Below are 17,677 nucleotides of genomic sequence, written 5' to 3'. Positions count from 1 at the left end.
ATGATGACGCAATGCGCGATCAGATCGCGTGAAGAGATCCCGCCACAACCGCCTGTCAACGTCGACGGAGGAGCAGCAATGAAGCCCACCCCGACAACGGCATTCGCGCCCGGCGCAGGTGCGGTCACGGCGGTGCTCGACACTGCGTCGGTGAGAGAGACGAACGCATCGCTGACCGCGTCAGCGGTCGAGACGAGCGCGTCGCTGACGGCCCGGGTCGAGGAGTTCGCCCGCCGGGCACCGGCGATCACCGCCGCCCACTGGCAGCGAGTGCATGCACGGTGCGCCCCGATCGATCCCGCCATCGGCGAGCTGATCACCGAGGCCCGGGCATCCGACGGCGGCAAGCACATGCGGCCGCGACTCGTCGCTGCGGCCTTCCTCGGCCTCGGCGGCACCGATGACGCGCTGCTCGCCGAGGTCGCCGGCGCCCAGCAGTTGCTGCACCTCGGCCTCTGCATGCACGATGACATCATCGACGGCGATCGCGTGCGGCACGGCGTGCCCAACCTCATCGCGCGCTACGCCGACGCCGGCCTCCGCGCGGGTCTCTCCGAGCGTGCGGCCGAGCGACAGGCGCTCACCGCTGGCGTACTCGCCGGTGATCTCGCCCTCAACGCAGCGAACCTCGCGCTGCTCGGGGCCCCGGCGCCCGCGGCGGTGCAGCAACGACTCGCCGCCGAGGCATCCGCCGCCCTCGAGCTGACGATTGCGGGCGAGCTGCTCGATGTCAGATCCGAGCTCGTCGGGCCGGGCGACTCGTCGCCGCTCCTCGTCGCCGAGCTGAAGACCGCCGTCTACAGCGTCGCGCTCCCGCTGCGGCTCGGGGCGATCGCGAGCGGCGGCGCCTCGCCCGCCGAACTGACGTGCCTGCAGCAGATCGGCATCGCGTTCGGCATCGCCTACCAACTCGCCGACGACGAGCTCGGCCTGTTCGGGACGGCCGCGGCGACCGGCAAGTCGGTGCTCTCCGACGTGCGGCAGGGCAAGCGCACCGAGCACGTGCGCCTCGCGTACGGCCGCGCCGGGGCCGCCGAACGGTCGGTGCTCGAGGCGACCCTCGGGGCGGTTGCGGCGAGCGAGGCCGACGTCGACGCGGTGCGTGACATCGTGGCGCGCACCGGAGCACGCGAGGCGGTCTCGCGCACGATCGATGAGCACGTCGCTCGCGGCATCCGTCTCGCCGAGGCCGGGCTGCCCGCTCGGCTCGCCGGCTACCTCACCGATCTCGCGCGATCCCTGCGGGGGCGCACGAGTTGAACGACTCCACCGACCCGAGCCGCACCACCGACTCGAACGACACCACCGACACGACGAGCACGACCGACACGACCGAAGACACGACCTGGAGGAACGACGTGACGCACTCAGAGACCGCAGCGAACGCCATGAACGACGACGTGTGGCAGGGCGGCCGGGTCGGCGTCTGGCTGATCGGCGCACGAGGCTCGATCGGCACCGTCGTCGCCGTGGGCCTGCACGCGATGGTCGCCGAGCTCGCCCCGCCGACCGGCTGCACGACCGCGGGTGCGGCCTTCGCCGGCGTTCCGCTGCCGGCGTTCACCGACCTCGTGATCGGTGGCCACGACGTCAGCACGACGCCGCTCGTCGATCGGGCGCAGTCGATGGTCGACTCGGGCATGCTCGCCCACCGCTTCGTGGCAGGCACGAGTGAGACGCTCGCGCGTACCGACGCCGAGATCCGCCACGGCTACGACCGCCGGAGCCACACCGGCTCGCAGGCCGACGCGGTGCGCCGCATGGCCGCCGACATCGCCGACTTCCGCGAGCGCCACGACCTCGGCCGCGTCGTCGTGATCGACGTGTCGTCGACCGAGCCGATTCCCGAAGACCACGTCGAGTTCCACGACCCGGCCCTGCTGCTCGCGGCGATCGAGAACCCCGAGCTCGCCCTGCTGCCCGCGAGCTCGGTCGCCGCACTCGCCGCGATCGAGTCGGGCAGCGCCTACGCGTGCTTCACGCCGTCGGCGGGAATCGGCCTTCCCGCCCTTCGCACCCTCGCTGCCGAGCGCGGCATCGCCTTCGCCGGCCAGGACGGCAAGACCGGCGAGACGCTGCTGCGCACGGCGCTCGCCCCGATGTTCAACGCGAGGGGCATGCGCGTGCTCTCGTGGGCGGGCTCGAACCTCCTCGGCGGCGGTGACGGCGCGACGCTCGCCGACCCCGAGGCCGTGCAGAGCAAGCTCGCGACCAAGACCCGCGGGCTCGTCAGCCTCGTCGGCGACCACGTCGTCGCACCCCTGCACATCGACAACGTGCCCGACCTCGGCGATGTGAAGACGGCGTGGGACCACATCCACGCCGAGGGCTTCCTCTCGTCGCGCATCACCATGCAGACGATCTGGACCGCCTACGACTCGATGCTCGCCGCACCGCTCATCCTCGACATCTCGCGCCTGCTCACGCTCGCAGCGGCCGCCGGCCAGCGCGGCGTCGTCGCCGAGCTCGGCTTCTTCTTCAAGGAGCCCTGGGGCAGCGACGTGCACGACTTCTCGCAGCAGACGATCGCGCTGCGCGAGTGGGCGCACGCCACGGGGGCGCACCTGCTCGCCACGACCCGGTCGGCCGTGACGCCGGCATGACGTCGTTCGCCGACATCCTCGACCTCGTTCGCGCGCCCGCCGCACTGACGGTGATCGGCGACACCCTGGCGGGCGGCCACGCGGGCGGCGCTCGCTTCACCGGTCGGCATTGGCTCCTGCCCGCGGCATCCGTGCTGCTCTACAGCGGCGGCATGGCCTTGAACGACTACGCCGATCGCGAGCTCGACGCCGAGGAGCGCCCCGAGCGCCCGATTCCGTCGGGACGGGTCTCTGCGGGTCAGGCGATCGCGGTCGTCAGCGGATGCTTCGCGGCGGGCCTCGTGCTCGCGGGCGCAGGCGGCGGGCGGCGCGGGCTCGGCGTCGCGGTTCCCCTCGTCGGCGCGATCGTGCTCTACAACACCGCCGCGAAGTCGACGCCGCTCGGGCCGCTGTCGATGGCCGCGTGTCGCGGTCTCGACGTCATGATGGGCGCGGGCGGCGCCCGTCGGGCGCTTCCCGCCGCCGCGACGGTCGCCCTGCACACGGCCGGCCTCACGCTGCAGTCGCGCGGCGAGGTGCACGGCGGATCCGTCGGCGTCGCCGGCGCGAACCTCGCGATCACGGCGGCGAGCGCCGCGGCGGCCGTGGCCGGCGACCCCGGGGCCGTCACGGCGCGCTCCGCGGCGAGGGGCACGGATGCTTCGGGAAAGCCGTCGACCGCCTGGCGCATCGGATCGACGCTCGCGACGATCACGGCGACCGCCGCCTATCTCGCGGCCACGCTGCCGACGCAGCTGCGCTCGCTCGACGACCCGTCGGCCGGCAACGTGCGCACGGCGACCCGATCGGGCATCGGCGCGATGATCCCGCTGCAGACCGCCCTCGTCGCCCGTACCGGAGCCCTCGGTCCCGCTGCGGTGCTCGCGGGTGTCGACGTGGCCCGACGCGCCCTCTCTGCACGTCGCAAGCGGGGCGACGTGACATGAGCACGGGCTTCAGCATCGGCTACGGCACCAACGGCTTCGCCGACCACACCCTCGACGACACGCTCACGGTGCTCGAGGCCAACGGCTACGGCGCGCTCGCCCTGACGCTCGGCCACCCGCACCTCGACCCGTTCGCCGACGACGCGTTCGAGCGTGCCGCACGGCTGCGCACCCACCTCGACGAGCTCGGCTGGCCCGTCGTCGTCGAGACCGGCAGTCGCTACCTGCTCGACCCGTTCGTCAAGCACCGGCCGACCCTCGTCGACCTCGACGCCGAGCCGCGGCTGCGGTTTCTCGCCCGCGCCATCGAACTGGCCGCCGCGCTGCGCGCCGACTGCGTCTCGCTCTGGTCGGGCGTCGTGCCGGGCGACGTCAGTCCGGCCGATGCCTGGTCGATGCTCGTCGAGCGCATGGGCGGGATCGTCGAACTCGCCGACACCGCCGGGGTGCGCCTCGGCTTCGAGCCCGAGCCCGGCATGCTCGTCGAGACCGTCGCCGACGCGCTGCGCCTACGCGGCGAACTCGGCGCGCCCGCCGCGTTCGGCATCACGGTCGACCTCGGCCACTGCGTCGCGGTCGAGCCCGAGGGGGTCGTCGGTGCGCTCCGCGCCGCGGGCGGGCTGCTCGTGAACGTGCAGGTCGACGACATGCTGCCTGGCGTGCACGAGCACCTCGAGCTCGGGCACGGGCAGCTCGATCTCGCAGCGGCTCTGGCCACCCTGCACGAGATCGACTACCGGGGCGTCGCCGCCATCGAGCTGCCCCGGCACTCGCACGATGCGCCGGGCGCTGCAGCCCGCGGCATCCGTGCCATTCGCGACGCACTGGAGGAACGATGACGCACCCATGGACGATCGCGGCGGTCGACGACGTGACCGCCGAACCCCAGCGCATCTCGGCGCTGTTCCCCGCCGCCGGGCGCTCGGTCGGCCGCGATCCCATCGAGCCCGACGCCGACCCGCTCGGGCTCGTGCACGGCACCGATGACGATGCCGCCCGCGCCGCGCTCGTGCAGGCGCTGATCGCCGCCGTCGACGCCGAGACTGCGGGCGCGGCCCTCACCGACCTGTACCGCCACGGCGACGACGCCGAGCGACGCGGCGTGCTCTGCGGTTTGAACGCCGAGGCCGCGCTTGCAACGCCGGCCCGCACCGAGCCGGCCCTCGCCGAACCAGCCCTCGCCGAACCCATCGCCGCGGCCGGTCGCGAACTCGTCGCCGATGCCCTCCGCACCAACGACCCGCGCCTCGTCGCCGCGGCCCTCGGCGCCTTCGCCGCGGCGCACCTCGACCAGCACGGCTGGCGTCACGGCGTGCTGAAGGCGCTCTTCATGGGTATCCCGCTCGAGGCGGCCGCGGGCATCGACGAGCGCGGCGACGCCGAGCTCGCGCGAATGGCCGCCGCCCTGATCGCCGAGCGCCGTGCCGCCGGCCGCGACATCAACGCCGACATGACCCGACTCGCCACGATCCAGACCACGCCGGGAGGCTGACCATGCGCATCTTCGACCCGCACATCCACATGAGCGCGCGCACGACGAACGACTACGCGGCCATGTACCTCGCCGGCGTGCGCGCGGTCGTCGAGCCGTCGTTCTGGCTCGGGCAGCCCCGCACGAACGTCGGCAGCTTCGTCGACTACTTCGACGGGCTGATCGGCTGGGAGCGGTTCCGCGCGGCGCAGTACGGCATCCGCCACCACTGCACGATCGGCCTGAACCCGAAGGAGGCGAACGACCCGCGCTGCCGCGAGGTGCTGGACGTGCTGCCGCGCTACCTCTCGAAAGACGGGGTCGTGGCCGTCGGCGAACTCGGCTACGACTCGATGACCGCCGCCGAAGACGAGGTCTTCATCGCCCAACTCGCGCTCGCCCGCGACTTCGAGCTGCCCGCGATGGTGCACACCCCGCACCGCGACAAGGCGGCCGGCACACTGCGCACCCTCGACGTCATTCGCGACGCCGGCATCGCCCCCGAGATGGTCGTCGTCGACCACCTCAACGAGACCACGGTCGCGGCCGTCGCCGACAGCGGCTGCTGGATGGGCTTCTCGATCTACCCCGACACGAAGATGGACGAGGCGCGCATGGTCGCGATCCTGCGCGAGCACGGCACCGAGCGCATGCTGGTGAACTCCGCCGCCGACTGGGGCAACTCCGACCCGTTGAAGACCCGCAAGACAGGCCAGGCCATGCTCGACGCCGGCTTCACCGAGCACGAGGTCGACGTGGTGCTGTGGCAGAACCCGGTCGCCTTCTACTGTCAGAGCGGGCGACTGCACCTCGACCCCGTGCCGGGGTTCGACGACGGGGCGACGGATGTCTCGGGCGCGACGTTCGAGGGCAACTCCGTGCTGCGCGGGGCGAGGGCCTGATGGAGCTCTCGTACTGCACCAACGTGCACCCCGCCGAAGACCTCGAGGGAGTGCTCGAGCAGCTCGACGCCTTCGCCGGCCCGGTGCGTGGCCAGGCCGGTCTCGATCGACTCGGTGTCGGGCTCTGGCTGCCCGCCGAGCTGGCCCTCCGGCTCGCGTCGAGCGAGGCCGATCGGGAGCGGCTGCGCGAACGGCTCGACGCCAACGGGCTGGAACTCCGCACGGTCAACGCATTCCCGTACAGCGCGTTCCACGCCGAGGTCGTGAAGCTCGACGTGTACCGTCCCGATTGGACCGACCCGCGCCGCGCCACCTACACCCTCGACTGCGCGCGCGTGCTCGCCGAGCTGCTGCCCGCCGGGGCATCCGGCAGCATCTCGACGCTGCCGCTCGGCTGGCGCGAGCCGTGGACCGCCGACGACGACGCGCGCGCGACCGAGGCGCTCGTGCACGTGTCGCGCGAGCTCCGTGCGCTCCGCGACGAGACCGGCCGCACCGTGCGCCTCGCGATCGAACCCGAGCCCGGCTGCACGCTCGACACCGTCGACGACGTCGTGCGCTGGCTCTCGCCGCGCGTGGCCGAGGGCGTCGACCCCGAGTTCATCGGCATCTGCCTCGACACGTGCCACCTGGCTGTCTCGTTCGCCGACCCCGTCGCCGCCGTGCGGCAGATCGCCGAAGCGGGCCTCCGCGTCGTGAAGGTGCAGGCCTCGGCCGCGCTGCACGTCGAGCACCCGGGCGACCCGGCGAACCGCGAGGCCGTCGCCGCCTTCGTCGAGCAGCGCTACCTGCACCAGACCCGCGAGCTCTCGCCCGACGGCACGGTGCTCGCCGTCGACGACCTGCCCGAGGCGCTCGCCGAGCTGCCGGCCGACGGCCCGTGGCGCGTGCACTTCCACGTGCCCCTGCACCTCGCGCCGAGCGCGCCGATCTCGGCGACGACCGAGGTGCTGCGTGCCGCGGTCGCGGCCGTTCGCGGCATCCCCCACGGCGACGAGGCGCACCTCGACGTCGAGACCTACACCTGGAGCGTGCTGCCGGGTGGCGTCGACGACCTCGTCGCCGGCATCGCCGCCGAGGTGCGCTGGGCGGCCGACGAACTGCTCGGCGCCTCGCTTCCAGCTTCGCCCGCATCCGCTCCGGGCAGTGCCCCGGCCACCGTTCGCCCATCCTCGGAGGTGCTCTCGTGATATCCGTTCTGCTGCTCGACGTCGTCGGCCTGACCCCGCGCGCGCTCTCGCACATGCCGAGGCTCCGCGCCATGGCCGCGTCGGGCGCCCAGACCCGGCTCGGCACCGTGCTGCCCGCCGTGACCTGCAGCGTGCAGTCGACGATGCTCACCGGCCTCGCTCCCGCACAGCACGGCATCGTCGGCAACGGCTGGTACTTCCGCGACCAGGGCGAGGTGCATCTCTGGCGCCAGCACAACAGGCTCGTGCAGGGCGAGAAGGTCTGGGAGACAGCGCGAAAGGCACGGCCCGGGTTCACCGCCGCGAACGTCGGCTGGTGGTACGCGATGGGCGCCACGACCGACATCACCGTGACCCCGCGACCGATCTACCACGCCGACGGTCGCAAGTCGCCCGACGCCTACGTGCGACCGCCTGCGCTGCACGACGAACTCGTCGGCGCGCTCGGCGAGTTCCCGCTCTTCCAGTACTGGGGCCCGACCGCCACGATCGCCTCGACCCGGTGGATCGTCGAGGCGACGCGCAAGATCATGCGCGAGCAGCGCTCCGACCTTGTGATGGCCTACCTGCCGCACCTCGACTACGACCTGCAGCGCTTCGGCCCCGACGGGCCGGAAGCCGACGCCGCCGCCGCCGAACTCGACGCGGCGCTCGCTCCCCTCCTCGACGATGCGGCCGCATCGGGCGTCACCGTGATCGCGGTCGCCGAGTACGGCATCGCCGAGGCGCGGCATCCGGTCGACATCAATCGCGCCCTGCGCCGAGAGGGGCTGCTCGAGGTCTACACGCAAGACGGCCGCGAGCAGCTCGACCCGTGGACCTCTCGGGCGTTCGCCGTCGCCGATCACCAGGTGGCGCACGTCTACGTGGCCGACGACGCCGACCTGCGCCGGGTGCGCGAGGTGATCGAGGCGCTCCCCGGGGTGGACGAGGTGCTCGACCGCGCCGCGCAGGCACGCTACGGCCTCGACCACGAGCGTTCGGGCGAGCTCGTCGTGGTCGCCGAGCCCGGCGCATGGTTCACGTACTACTACTGGCTCGACGACGACCGGGCTCCCGAGTTCGCGCGCGGCGTCGACATCCACCGCAAGCCCGGCTACGACCCGGCCGAGTTGTTCTTCGACCCGGCCGACCGGTTCGCGAAGGCGAAGGCCGGGCTCGGCCTCGCGCGTAAGAAGCTCGGCCTGCGGTACGCGATGAACGTCGTGCCGCTCGACCCCTCGTGGGTACGCGGCACGCACGGGCGGCTGCCCGAGAGCGCCGCCGACACGCCACTGCTGCTCTGCTCGGATGCGAACCTGCCGTTCTGGGGGTCGGCGGGCGAGGTCGTGCCGGCGGCGAGCGTGCGCGACCTCGTGCTGCAGGCGTCGGGCGTGGTGTCGGCGGCTGCGTCAACCTCGGCGCCGGCGGCGCGGGTCTCGCCGTGAGCGCGTCGCCGCTCGGTGCGCCGCCCGCGGTCGAGCAGGTGGTGCTGCTCGACCCCGCAGGGGAACCGGTCGGCGTGATGGACAAGGCCGAGGTGCACACCGCCGACACCCCGCTGCATCTCGCGTTCTCGTGCTACGCCTTCGACCAGCGCGGGCGGATGCTGCTGACTCGCCGTTCGCTGCTGAAACGCACGTGGCCCGGGGTCTGGACCAACACGGCGTGCGGCCACCCGGCTCCGGGCGAGCCGATCGAGGAGGCCGTTCGGCGTCGGCTGGCCACCGAGCTCGGCCTGACGCCGATCGCGCTGCGACCGGTGCTGCCCGACTTCCGCTACCGCGCGGTCGCGCCCGACGGCATCGTCGAGAACGAGGTCTGCCCGGTGTACTTCGCCGAGCTCACGGGTGACCCCGTGCCCGATCCCGACGAGGTCATGGACTGGCAGTGGGTCGACCCTGCGGCATTCGCCCGCACGACCGTCGAGGCCCCCTTCCTGCTCAGCCCGTGGAGCGTGCTGCAGGTTCGCGGCTTGCTCGACGCAGGCGTTCTTCGCTGACCCCGCGCGCACGCATGCGCGCGGTCGGAGCGCTCGCTGGAGTACCCGATCGGCGTGCGAGGCCCCTGCATGCTCACAGGAACGCGCACTCCCGCGCTCATCGGGTACTCCGTCGGGCGGATTCGATCACGCCTGCTCGAACACGACCCCCGCGACATCCGTGAACCGGCCCTTCATGACGGCGATCGCCTCGGGGTTCTCGTCGACGAGCACGAAGCGCCGGCCGAGGGTCGCCGCGACGGCACCGGTCGTGCCCGAGCCGGCGAAGAAGTCGAGCACCCAGTCGCCCTCGCGCGTCGACGCCTGCACGATGCGCCGCAGGATCCCCTCGGGCTTCTGCGTCGGATAGCCGGTCTTCTCGCGACCGGTCGGCGAGACGATCGTGTGCCACCAGACATCGGTCGGCAGCTTGCCCAGCACGGCCTTCTCGGGTGTCACGAGGCCCGGCGCCATGTACGGCTCGCGGTCGACCGCCGTCGAGTCGAACCAGTACGCGGCGGGGTTCTTCACGTAGACGAGGATCGTGTCGTGCTTCGTCGGCCACTTGCGCTTCGCCTTCGCGCCGTAGTCGTAGGCCCAGATCAGCTCGTTGAGAAAGCACTCGCGCCCGAAGAGCGCGTCGAGCAGCACCTTCGCGTAGTGCGCCTCGCGGTAGTCGAGGTGCAGGTAGAGCGTGCCGTCGTCGGCGAGCAGCCGCCAGGCCTCGACGAGCCGCGGCTCGAGAAACCCCCAGTAGTCGTCGAAGCGGTCGTCGTAGCGCAGCAGGTCGCCGCGGATGCGCTCGTACCGCTTGCCGGCGAAGCCCGTGATGGTTCCGACAGCGCCCACGGAACCTGGCGCGGGCTCGGCGTCATCCGTTTCGGCCAGCCGCACGTGGCGGGTCGACTGTCGCGATTGTGCGCGCCCGGTGTTGAACGGCGGATCGAGGTAGATGAGCGTGAACCGGCCGTCGGGCAGGGTCGGCAGCACGGCGAGGTTGTCCGCATGGATGATGCGGTCGGGTTCGTCGAAGCTCACCCGCTCAGTCTGGCAGGCACGGCCGGCTGCCCGACGCGGCCGGCGGTGGCCGCGCCGGCGCCGAGCACCGCCGGCCGCAATCAGTGGTCGTGCACGTGTCCGTCGGCAGCACCGCCCGCGACCGCGACGGGGTCGAGATCGGCCGGGCCCAGCGCCTCCACGACACCGCCCGCCGAGTACACCACCTCGCCGCCGACGATGGTGAGCTCGGCGTGCTCGTCGAGCAGGGCGGCAGGGTCGCGATCGTGGGCCGTCAGGTCGCCCGACCACACGGCGAGGTCGGCGAGCATGCCGGGTGCGATGCGGCCGAGGGAGTGCTCGAGGTGCCAGGCCCGGGCTCCATGCACCGTGTACGCCTCGAGCGAGCGATCGACGCCGACGCGCTCGCCAGCAGTCCACGCGGCCGAACCGTCGAGACCGGCGCGCGTGGCCGCCGAGTAGAGCCCGACGAGCGGATCCATCTCGCCGACCTGCCAATCGCTCGAGAAGGCGACCGTTGCGCCCGACTCGAGCAGGCTCCTGAATCGCCAGGCGCGATCCCACCGCTCGTCGCCGACGTTCTCCATCCACGTGCCGGCCACGAGGTCGGGCGAGCAATGCCGCGGCTGCATGGCCGCCGTCACGCCCAGCTCGCGGAACCGGGGAAGGTCGTCGGGATGCAGGCATTCGACATGCACGATGCCGTGCCGCCGATCGCGGGTGCCGTTGCTGCGCGCCGCCTGCTCGATCGCGTCGAGGGCGAGCCGAATGCCACCATCGCCGGTGGCATGCGTGTGGGTCTGGAACCCGAGCCGGTCGAGCTCGCCGATGACGCCCACGAGCTCTCGGCCGGGATAGCTCGGCCGCCCGCGCGCCCCGGGTCGGTTCGCGTAGTCCTCGAGCATCAGGGCCGTGTGCGGCTCGATCACGTCGTCGGCGTAGAGCTTGACCGGGCCGAGCCGCAAGCGGTCGTCGGCGCGCGCCGAGTCGACGGCTTCGCGGAGCTGCGCGCGGAACGCGGCATCCGCCCCGACCGGGTGGAAGAGCGCTGCGATGACCCGCGAGCTCAGGCGTCCCTCGTTGCTCGCCCGACTGAAGAGTCCGAGCTCGGCGAGCGGCACCTGCGGTTCGACGACCGTCGTGATGCCGAGCGAGGTGGCCATGCGCATGCTCGCGCACAGCTTGCGGTAGCGGCGTTCCGGCGAATACATCGGGATGTCGCGTTGCAGCGCAGCGAGACCCGCCTCGGTCATCGCGCTCGTGTAGAAGTCGGTCACCCAGCCGGTCGGCTCGCCGGTGCGCGCGTCGCGTTCGGGCCGGCCCCACGGGATGTCTCCGCCGTCGGCGATGCCGAGCGCTCGCAGCGCGGCGCGGTTCAGCCAGACGGAGTGCTGGTCGTACGTCGTGACGAAGATCGGCCGCTCGGTGAGTCCGTCGAGGTCGGCCGCGTTCGGCCGCCGGCCGCCGACGATCGAGTACACCGCATTCTCGGCGCAGACCCAGTCGAGCTCGGGCCGGCGCCCGCCGAACTCGGCGATGCGCCGGCGCACCTCGACGAGGTCATGGGCGCCCTCGAGCGAGACGGCGTCGGCATCGAAGCCGAGCAGCAGGTGATTATGGCTGTCGATGACGCCCGGAGTCACCAGCCGCCCGGTCGCGTCGATCGTTCGGCGCGCCGCCGGGGCATCCGTCGCCGCGCCGACGAAGGCGATGCGATCGCCCTCGATGCCGACGGCGCCGGCCCACGGCATCGCCGGGTCGAAGGTGCGCACGCGAGCGCCCGTGATCAGGAGGTCGATCGTCATGCGTCGCGCCCTTCAGGGGTGGAGGCCGTCGTGTCGTCGACGCCGTCGGGGTCGTCGGATGCCGCGAGCAGGTGCAGCACGCCGGGCCGCTGCCGCAGGTACAGCACGAAGTACAGGAAGCCGGCGGCGACGATGCCGAACGCGATCGCGAGACTGAGCCACTGCGCCGGGTCGAGGATGCCGATCACGAAGATCGTGGCGATTGCGATGAGTGCGAGCACCGGCGGCGCCGGCCAGAACGGCATGCGGTACGCACCTGGCGAGGCCGGCGTGCGTCGCACGACGAACGCCGCGAGCGCGATGAAGCCGTAGCTGAAGGCCAGGGTCGAACCGGTGGCGTTCAGCAGCACGTCGAAGGGCACGAAGCATGCCGCCAGCGCGATGACGCCCATGGCGATGGTCGCGACGACGGGCATGCTGGTGCGTGGCGACACTCGGCCGAGCGGCCGTGCGAGTGCCGCCGGCATCGCCTGGTCGCGGGCGGCGGCGAAGAGCAACCGGCCCGACTGCAGGGCGATCGCGATGATCGCGTTGATGATGGCGAGCGCGATCGCGATGAGCACGACGACGGTCAGCGTGTCACCCGCACGGGCGGCGAGGAAGCTCTCGACGGGCAGTCCGGCACCGAAGAGCTCCTCGAGCGACTCGGCGCCGAGCAGCACGGCGGTGAGCGGCACGAGTTCGGCGATCACCGTGATGACGGCGCTCCAGAGCACGGCACGCGCGATCGCGCGCTTGGCGTTCCTGGTCTCCTCGGCGAAGTAGACGGCGCCGCCGTAGCCGTTGTACGAGAAGATGCCCTGGGTCACTGCGAGCACGAGGCCGGCGATGCCGAGCGGCGCGAGCCCGCCGGTGGCGGCGTCGAGGGCCTGCGGGTCGAACAGCTCGGTGATCGGCCGCTCGACGTGCACGAGGCCGAGCACGGCGAGCAGGGCGAGGGCAGCGAGCTCGATCATCAGGAAGACGCCGGTCACCCAGGCGTTCGTGCGGATGTTGAAGCACGCCGTGGCCGTGGCGAGCACGATCACGATGAGCGCCGTCGCGAGCGGGTCGAGCCCCGCGATGGCGACCCCGAGGTAGTCGGCCACGCCGAGCGCGAAGATGGCGATGATGAGCGGCAGGCTCACGAGGCCGATGAAGAAGACGGCCGCGCCGGCCGCCGGGCCGAGCACGCGACTGACGAGCGAGTAGTCGCCACCCGCGATCGGATGCCGCGACGCGAGTTCGGCGTAGCAGAACGCGATGAGGATGCTGATGACGCCGGCGAGCGCGAAGCCCCAGAAGACGCCGGTGCCGTAGCCGGCGAGCGCCGCGCCGCCGAGGATGAAGACGCTCGAGGCCGGCGAGATGCCCGAGAGCGTGATGAGCACGTTGCCGCCCACGCCGAGCGAGCGCGAGAGCTGCCCGCCGTGGGTGGTCGTCGCGGCGGCGTCGAGTGCGGGCGGTGCGGCGGCGGAAGCGCCGCTCGCGGGGTTCGGGCTGGACATGCTTCGGTCTCTCTTCGTCGGGGATCCGGGCGTTCGGTGGTTTTTTGACGATTGAGTCAAATAACTCCTGCAGTGTGGCACGACGATCGGATAGTGTCAACGACATGGCACGCCCACGCACGCAGGAAGCACGGCGGGCGGCCCTCATCGAAGCGACGTATGAGGCGGGGCGCACGCACGGGCTGCGCTCGCTGTCGCTGACGGATGTCGCGGCGCAAGCCGGCCTCACCCGCGGGGCGATCCTCTACTACTACGAAGACCTCGACGCGCTCCTCGTCGAGGCGCACGCGGCCGGAGTCGAACGGTTCTGCGACGTGCGCGATGCCACGATCGCCGAGCTCGCGGACCCTCGCGAGCAGCTCGCGGCTGCGATCGACGCCGGCCTGCCGAGCGGGCCCGACGATGCGCTGATGAGCCTGCTCTACGAGTTCGACGTGCTGGCCGGCAATTCGACGCTGCACGACGAACTCGTGCAGAAGCTCTACCTGCGCCAGCTCGAGACGTACCGCGGCATCATCGCCGCCGGCCGCGCATCGGGCGTCTTCTCCCCCGGCCTCTCAGACGACGACCTGGCGATGACCTTCGTCGCGCTCGAAGATGCCTACGGGCTGCACATCGTCGGCGGCAACGCGCTCATGACCGTCGAGAAGGCGGCCGCCGCGATGCGCGCGGTGGCCGGGCAGCTCGGCTGTCCGGCGGGCCTCCCGCGCGCCTGACGAACTCAGCCGCGGTCGACGTCGATGCGGATGGTGCCGCGGAACCGGTCGGCTCGAGCGGGCTCGGGCCGCGAGGCATCCGACCCGTCGTCGGCGAAGGCGATGCCCTTGTCGCCGTCTCCTGGCGCGGGCGCAGGCGCAGGCAGACGGCTCTGACGGTCGAGCTCGACCTGCGCCTCGTGCTTGCGCGGCGCGAAGACCTCGTCGCCGATCATCATCACGCCGCCACCGCCGCCGCCGCGCTTCGTCTTGTCTGAGAGGTCGATCCAGCCTCGTCGCACCGCGACCGCCACGAAAGCGGCGACGAGCACGGCGATGCCGAGCCAGATCCACCAATCCACCCGGCGATTCTAACGGTGATCGCTGAGCACTCCTCGCGCGTGCCGCTTCACCGGGCGCTCAGGGCACGCGGTAGAGCCACTCGCGGGTCGAGAACTTCGACTCGACGAGCTGCTCGGCCTCGGCGAGCTCATCGGCCGACACCGTGCCGGGCGTCGCACCGTACAGCGCCGTGAACGTCTGCTTCAGGCTCTCGATGATCGCGGCCCGCGACAGGCCGGTCTGCGAGCGCAGCGGATCGACGCGCTTCGCCGCCGAGGCGATGCCCTTGTCGCTGATCTTCTCGCGGCCGATGCGCAGCACCTCGAGCATCTTCTCGTTGTCGAGGTCGTAGGCCATGGTCACGTGGTGCAGCACCCCGCCGGAGCCGAGCCGCTTCTGCGCCGCCCCGCCGATCTTGCCGAGCGGGCTCGCGATGTCGTTGAGCGGCTGATAGCTCGCCTCGATGCCGAGACCGCGCAGCCCCTGCAGCACCCAGTCGTCGAGGTACGCGTAGGAGTCGGCGAAGCTCATGCCCTGCACGAGCTCGCCCGGCACGTAGAGCGAGTAGGTCACGACGTTGCCGCGCTCCATCATCATCGCCCCGCCGCCCGAGATGCGGCGCACGACCTCGAAGCCGTGCTTCTCGGCGCCCTCGGGGTCGACCTCGTTCTTCACCGACTGGAAGCTGCCGATCACCACCGCCGACTCGTCCCACTCCCAGAACCGCAGCGTCGGCTTGCGCCGGCCTTCGCCGACCCTCGTGGCGAGCACCTCGTCGAGGGCGAGGTGCGTGCGCGGCGGCACGGCCGCGTCGTGCACGATCTCCCATTCGTAGTCGGCCCAGCTCGTGGCATCCGTCATCGCCCGGCGCACCGCGACCGCGATCGCCTCGGCCGAGAAGCCGAGCATGACCGCGTCGTGGCGAAGGCCGGCGGTGAGCGCCGCGGCGATCTGCTTGGCGTCGGATGCCGCGGAGAGGCCGTCGAGCGCGGCGTCGAGGTCGCCCAGCGCCTCGTCGGGCTCGAGGAAGAAGTCGCCCGCGACGCGCGGGTTGCGGATGACGCCGTCGGTCACGTCGAAGTCGACGACCACGAGCTTGCCGCCGGGCACCTTGTATTCACCGTGCATGCGGTACAGCCTACGGATGCCGCGCCACGAACGCCGCCCGGGAGCCGACATCATCGCGCAGCGCCCACGATGCGGTGCGCCACCAGCCGAACGCGACGGCGATCATCGTGGCCGGCGTCGCGATGAGCACGAAGAATGAGCTCTGCGAACCAGGAAGCTGCATCGTCGCGGTGGCGATCACGCTCGTCGCGAGACCCACGACGAGCCCGAGCAGGGCGAAGGCGATGAGATGCCATCGCATCGCGCTCACCCGGCGCAGCGAACGGCCGAGCAGCCATGCCGCGGGACCGAAGAGCATGAGCGCCCCGATCGACCACGGCATCGCGTAGCCGAACGAGAAGACGAGCATCAGGGGTACGTACCCGATCGCCGACCCGAACGACCCGGATGGATCGGGTTGGGCGAAGGACGCGAAGGCCATCGCCAGGCCCGTTGAGGCATAGCCGACCGAGAAGAGCGCGTGGAAGCCCAACCACCCGAGACCCGCGCCGCGGGCGAACTCGCTGAAGCTGAATTCCATCGGCAGTTCGGGTGTGCGCAGCAGCATGCCGTAGCGCGAGGCGAGGCGGAGGTCTCGCGGATCAGGACCGTCGGCACGGTCGGATGCGTCGGCCGGCTCGGCTGCCCCGCTCATGCCCGCACCTCGCCGATCAGTTCGACGAGCTCGCGCAGCGGCTTGCGCAGCAGCGGCAGCCTGGCGAGCGGCAGGGCGATGCCGAGCAGCTTGAGCCCGCGATCGAGCAGTCGCAGCGTGCGCTCGCGCCCGGGTGACGAGTCGTAGACCCAGAAGAGGGCGAGCAGCAGGTAGCCGAGCCAGAACACCTCGGGCAGGGAACGGGCGAGGTCATCGGGCAGCGAGTGCCGCGCCCCGCCCACTGCGTCACGGAAGAGTCCGACGGACAGTTCGCGGGCCTCGGTCGAGTCGTCGCCGAGGGGGTTGATGGGCGAACGCGGCGACACCGCGGCCGACAGGAAGCCCGGAGCGAAGGCGTGGAACGGCTCGAGCGTCGCGAGGCCCGATCGGTAGACGATGCCCAGCCGTTCGATGAGCTCATCGGAAGTCTCGAGCAACGGCACGGCGACCGAACGGTGCTCGCGCTGCACCTCGACGTAGAGCTCCTGCACGAGGTGGTTCTTCGTCGGGAAGTAGTAGTACGCGTTTCCGAGCGAGATGCCCGCCTCGTGCGCGATGAGCCGCACGGTCGTCTCGTCGTAGCCGCGCTCGCGGAATGACGCGAGGGCCGTGTCGCGGATGAGCGCTCGCGTGCGTTCGGACTTCATACGCGGGGCATCCGTCTCATTTTCGAACATGTTCAAAACATAGCGGGATCGCGAGCAGTTCACCACTGGTTTCGAGACGGTCGCCGCGCTCCCTGCTCAATCCACGGTGGCCTGCGTACGCTGGCCGCATGACGACGTTCTTCCTGGCCAGGCACGGCGAGACCACGTGGCACGCCGATCATCGCTACGCGGGCAACTCTGATGTGCCACTCACACGCCACGGGCTCGGACAGGCCGCCGCGCTCGGTGCGTGGGCGGTCGACGCGCACCTCGACGCGATCGTCGCGTCGCCGCTGAGCCGAGCCCAGCGCTCGGCCTCACCCTCGGCCGAGACGACGGGACTGCCGCTGCGCAGCGAGGCGCGGCTCGTCGAGATCGACTTCGGCGCAGCCGAGGGGCTGACTCCCGACGAGCTCGCCGAGCAGTATCCCGCCGAGTGGGCGGCGTTCCGTGAGGCGCCGGCGACGAACGCGTTCCCGGGAGGCGAGTCGGGCCGGGCCGGCATCGCGCGTGCACTGCCGGCCCTCGACGAACTCGTCGAGGAGTTCCCCGACGGCCGGGTGCTGATCGTGGCGCACGCGACGCTCATCCGGCTGCTGTTCTGCGAGCTCGCCGGCATGGATCCCGACGGCTATCGCGACCTGCTGCCCGTGCTCGGCAACTGCAACGTCACGACGATCGTCTACCCGTGGGCGACCGAGTCGCGCGCCGCCCACCACCCGCGGATCCGCCTGCTCGGCTACGACGTGCCGCCGTGGCACGCCGGCCTGTAGCGCGCGACCAGAACGATCACTTCGATCACTTCGATCACTTCGATCACTCGCGATGATCGAATGATCATTTCGCGCAGGCGTCGGCCGCCGCAGTGCA

At 71.6% G+C, this 17,677-nt stretch carries 18 protein-coding genes; 11 read left to right on the top strand and 7 right to left on the bottom strand.

Annotated elements, in window-relative coordinates:
* Positions 1–78 precede the first annotated feature (78 nt).
* Genes H521_RS20595 through idi form a run of 9 tightly spaced genes read left to right on the top strand, consistent with a single transcriptional unit; the run spans position 79 to position 9,073 of the window.
* A complete protein-coding gene (locus tag H521_RS20595; protein ID WP_022891075.1) occupies positions 79–1,260 on the top strand; it encodes a polyprenyl synthetase family protein in 1,182 nt (393 codons plus the stop codon).
* Positions 1,257–2,603: an inositol-3-phosphate synthase gene (locus tag H521_RS20590; protein ID WP_022891074.1), complete on the top strand. Its 1,347-nt coding sequence runs from the start codon at positions 1,257–1,259 to the stop codon at positions 2,601–2,603. The genes H521_RS20595 and H521_RS20590 overlap by 4 nt, the downstream gene beginning before the upstream one ends.
* Complete coding sequence (locus H521_RS0100495; RefSeq protein ID WP_026481731.1) at positions 2,600–3,529, top strand: SCO3242 family prenyltransferase; 930 nt, start codon at positions 2,600–2,602, stop codon at positions 3,527–3,529. The genes H521_RS20590 and H521_RS0100495 overlap by 4 nt, the downstream gene beginning before the upstream one ends.
* A complete protein-coding gene (locus H521_RS26200; protein ID WP_211215455.1) occupies positions 3,526–4,368 on the top strand; it encodes a sugar phosphate isomerase/epimerase family protein in 843 nt (280 codons plus the stop codon). The genes H521_RS0100495 and H521_RS26200 overlap by 4 nt, the downstream gene beginning before the upstream one ends.
* Positions 4,365–5,021: an EboA domain-containing protein gene (locus H521_RS26195; protein ID WP_211215454.1), complete on the top strand. Its 657-nt coding sequence runs from the start codon at positions 4,365–4,367 to the stop codon at positions 5,019–5,021. The genes H521_RS26200 and H521_RS26195 overlap by 4 nt, the downstream gene beginning before the upstream one ends.
* Positions 5,022–5,023: 2 nt before the next feature.
* On the top strand, positions 5,024–5,902 hold the full coding sequence (locus H521_RS0100485; RefSeq protein ID WP_022891072.1) for a TatD family hydrolase: 879 nt from the start codon (positions 5,024–5,026) through the stop codon (positions 5,900–5,902).
* Positions 5,902–7,092, top strand: coding sequence for a metabolite traffic protein EboE (gene eboE, locus H521_RS20580; protein WP_022891071.1), 1,191 nt, complete (start codon positions 5,902–5,904; stop codon positions 7,090–7,092). Before H521_RS0100485 ends, eboE begins: the two co-directional genes overlap by 1 nt.
* Entirely contained in the window at positions 7,089–8,519 is a 1,431-nt protein-coding gene (locus H521_RS0100475) for an alkaline phosphatase family protein (protein WP_022891070.1), read from the top strand. Before eboE ends, H521_RS0100475 begins: the two co-directional genes overlap by 4 nt.
* Entirely contained in the window at positions 8,516–9,073 is a 558-nt protein-coding gene (gene idi / locus H521_RS0100470) for an isopentenyl-diphosphate Delta-isomerase (RefSeq protein WP_022891069.1), read from the top strand. The genes H521_RS0100475 and idi overlap by 4 nt, the downstream gene beginning before the upstream one ends.
* 126 nt (positions 9,074–9,199) lie before the next feature.
* Here idi and H521_RS0100465 read toward each other — a convergent pair whose 3' ends face one another.
* The 3 genes from H521_RS0100465 to H521_RS0100455 form a co-directional block, all read right to left on the bottom strand.
* A complete protein-coding gene (locus tag H521_RS0100465; RefSeq protein ID WP_022891068.1) occupies positions 9,200–10,090 on the bottom strand; it encodes a DNA-methyltransferase in 891 nt (296 codons plus the stop codon).
* Between the two features lie 80 nt (positions 10,091–10,170).
* Positions 10,171–11,874, bottom strand: coding sequence for an amidohydrolase (locus H521_RS0100460; protein ID WP_022891067.1), 1,704 nt, complete (start codon positions 11,872–11,874; stop codon positions 10,171–10,173).
* Complete coding sequence (locus tag H521_RS0100455; protein ID WP_022891066.1) at positions 11,871–13,361, bottom strand: APC family permease; 1,491 nt, start codon at positions 13,359–13,361, stop codon at positions 11,871–11,873. Before H521_RS0100455 ends, H521_RS0100460 begins: the two co-directional genes overlap by 4 nt.
* A 104-nt stretch (positions 13,362–13,465) precedes the next feature.
* Here H521_RS0100455 and H521_RS0100450 point away from each other — a divergent pair, with 104 nt between their 5' ends.
* Positions 13,466–14,077: a TetR/AcrR family transcriptional regulator gene (locus H521_RS0100450; RefSeq protein ID WP_022891065.1), complete on the top strand. Its 612-nt coding sequence runs from the start codon at positions 13,466–13,468 to the stop codon at positions 14,075–14,077.
* A gap of 5 nt (positions 14,078–14,082) precedes the next feature.
* On the opposite strand, the gene H521_RS24765 is transcribed toward H521_RS0100450, so the two are convergent.
* Genes H521_RS24765 through H521_RS0100430 form a run of 4 tightly spaced genes read right to left on the bottom strand, consistent with a single transcriptional unit; the run spans position 14,083 to position 16,837 of the window.
* Positions 14,083–14,418: a hypothetical protein gene (locus H521_RS24765; RefSeq protein WP_022891064.1), complete on the bottom strand. Its 336-nt coding sequence runs from the start codon at positions 14,416–14,418 to the stop codon at positions 14,083–14,085.
* A gap of 58 nt (positions 14,419–14,476) precedes the next feature.
* On the bottom strand, positions 14,477–15,526 hold the full coding sequence (gene lplAB, locus H521_RS0100440) for a lipoate-protein ligase LplAB (RefSeq protein ID WP_022891063.1): 1,050 nt from the start codon (positions 15,524–15,526) through the stop codon (positions 14,477–14,479).
* A 10-nt stretch (positions 15,527–15,536) separates the two neighbouring features.
* Positions 15,537–16,160 (bottom strand): hypothetical protein, encoded by a 624-nt coding sequence (locus tag H521_RS0100435; protein ID WP_022891062.1) that lies wholly within the window; start codon positions 16,158–16,160, stop codon positions 15,537–15,539.
* On the bottom strand, positions 16,157–16,837 hold the full coding sequence (locus H521_RS0100430; protein WP_026481728.1) for a TetR/AcrR family transcriptional regulator: 681 nt from the start codon (positions 16,835–16,837) through the stop codon (positions 16,157–16,159). The genes H521_RS0100435 and H521_RS0100430 overlap by 4 nt, the downstream gene beginning before the upstream one ends.
* Positions 16,838–16,935: 98 nt before the next feature.
* Between H521_RS0100430 and H521_RS0100425 the strand changes: the two genes are divergently transcribed.
* The gene (locus H521_RS0100425) at positions 16,936–17,580 is read left to right on the top strand and encodes a histidine phosphatase family protein (RefSeq protein WP_022891060.1); all 645 of its coding nucleotides are present in this window, start codon (positions 16,936–16,938) and stop codon (positions 17,578–17,580) included.
* Positions 17,581–17,677: the final 97 nt, after the last annotated feature.

Origin of the sequence: Agromyces subbeticus DSM 16689, from assembly GCF_000421565.1 — a bacterium.
Classification (GTDB): Bacteria; Actinomycetota; Actinomycetes; order Actinomycetales; family Microbacteriaceae; genus Agromyces; species Agromyces subbeticus.
This window is presented reverse-complemented; position numbering and strand designations above follow the sequence as displayed.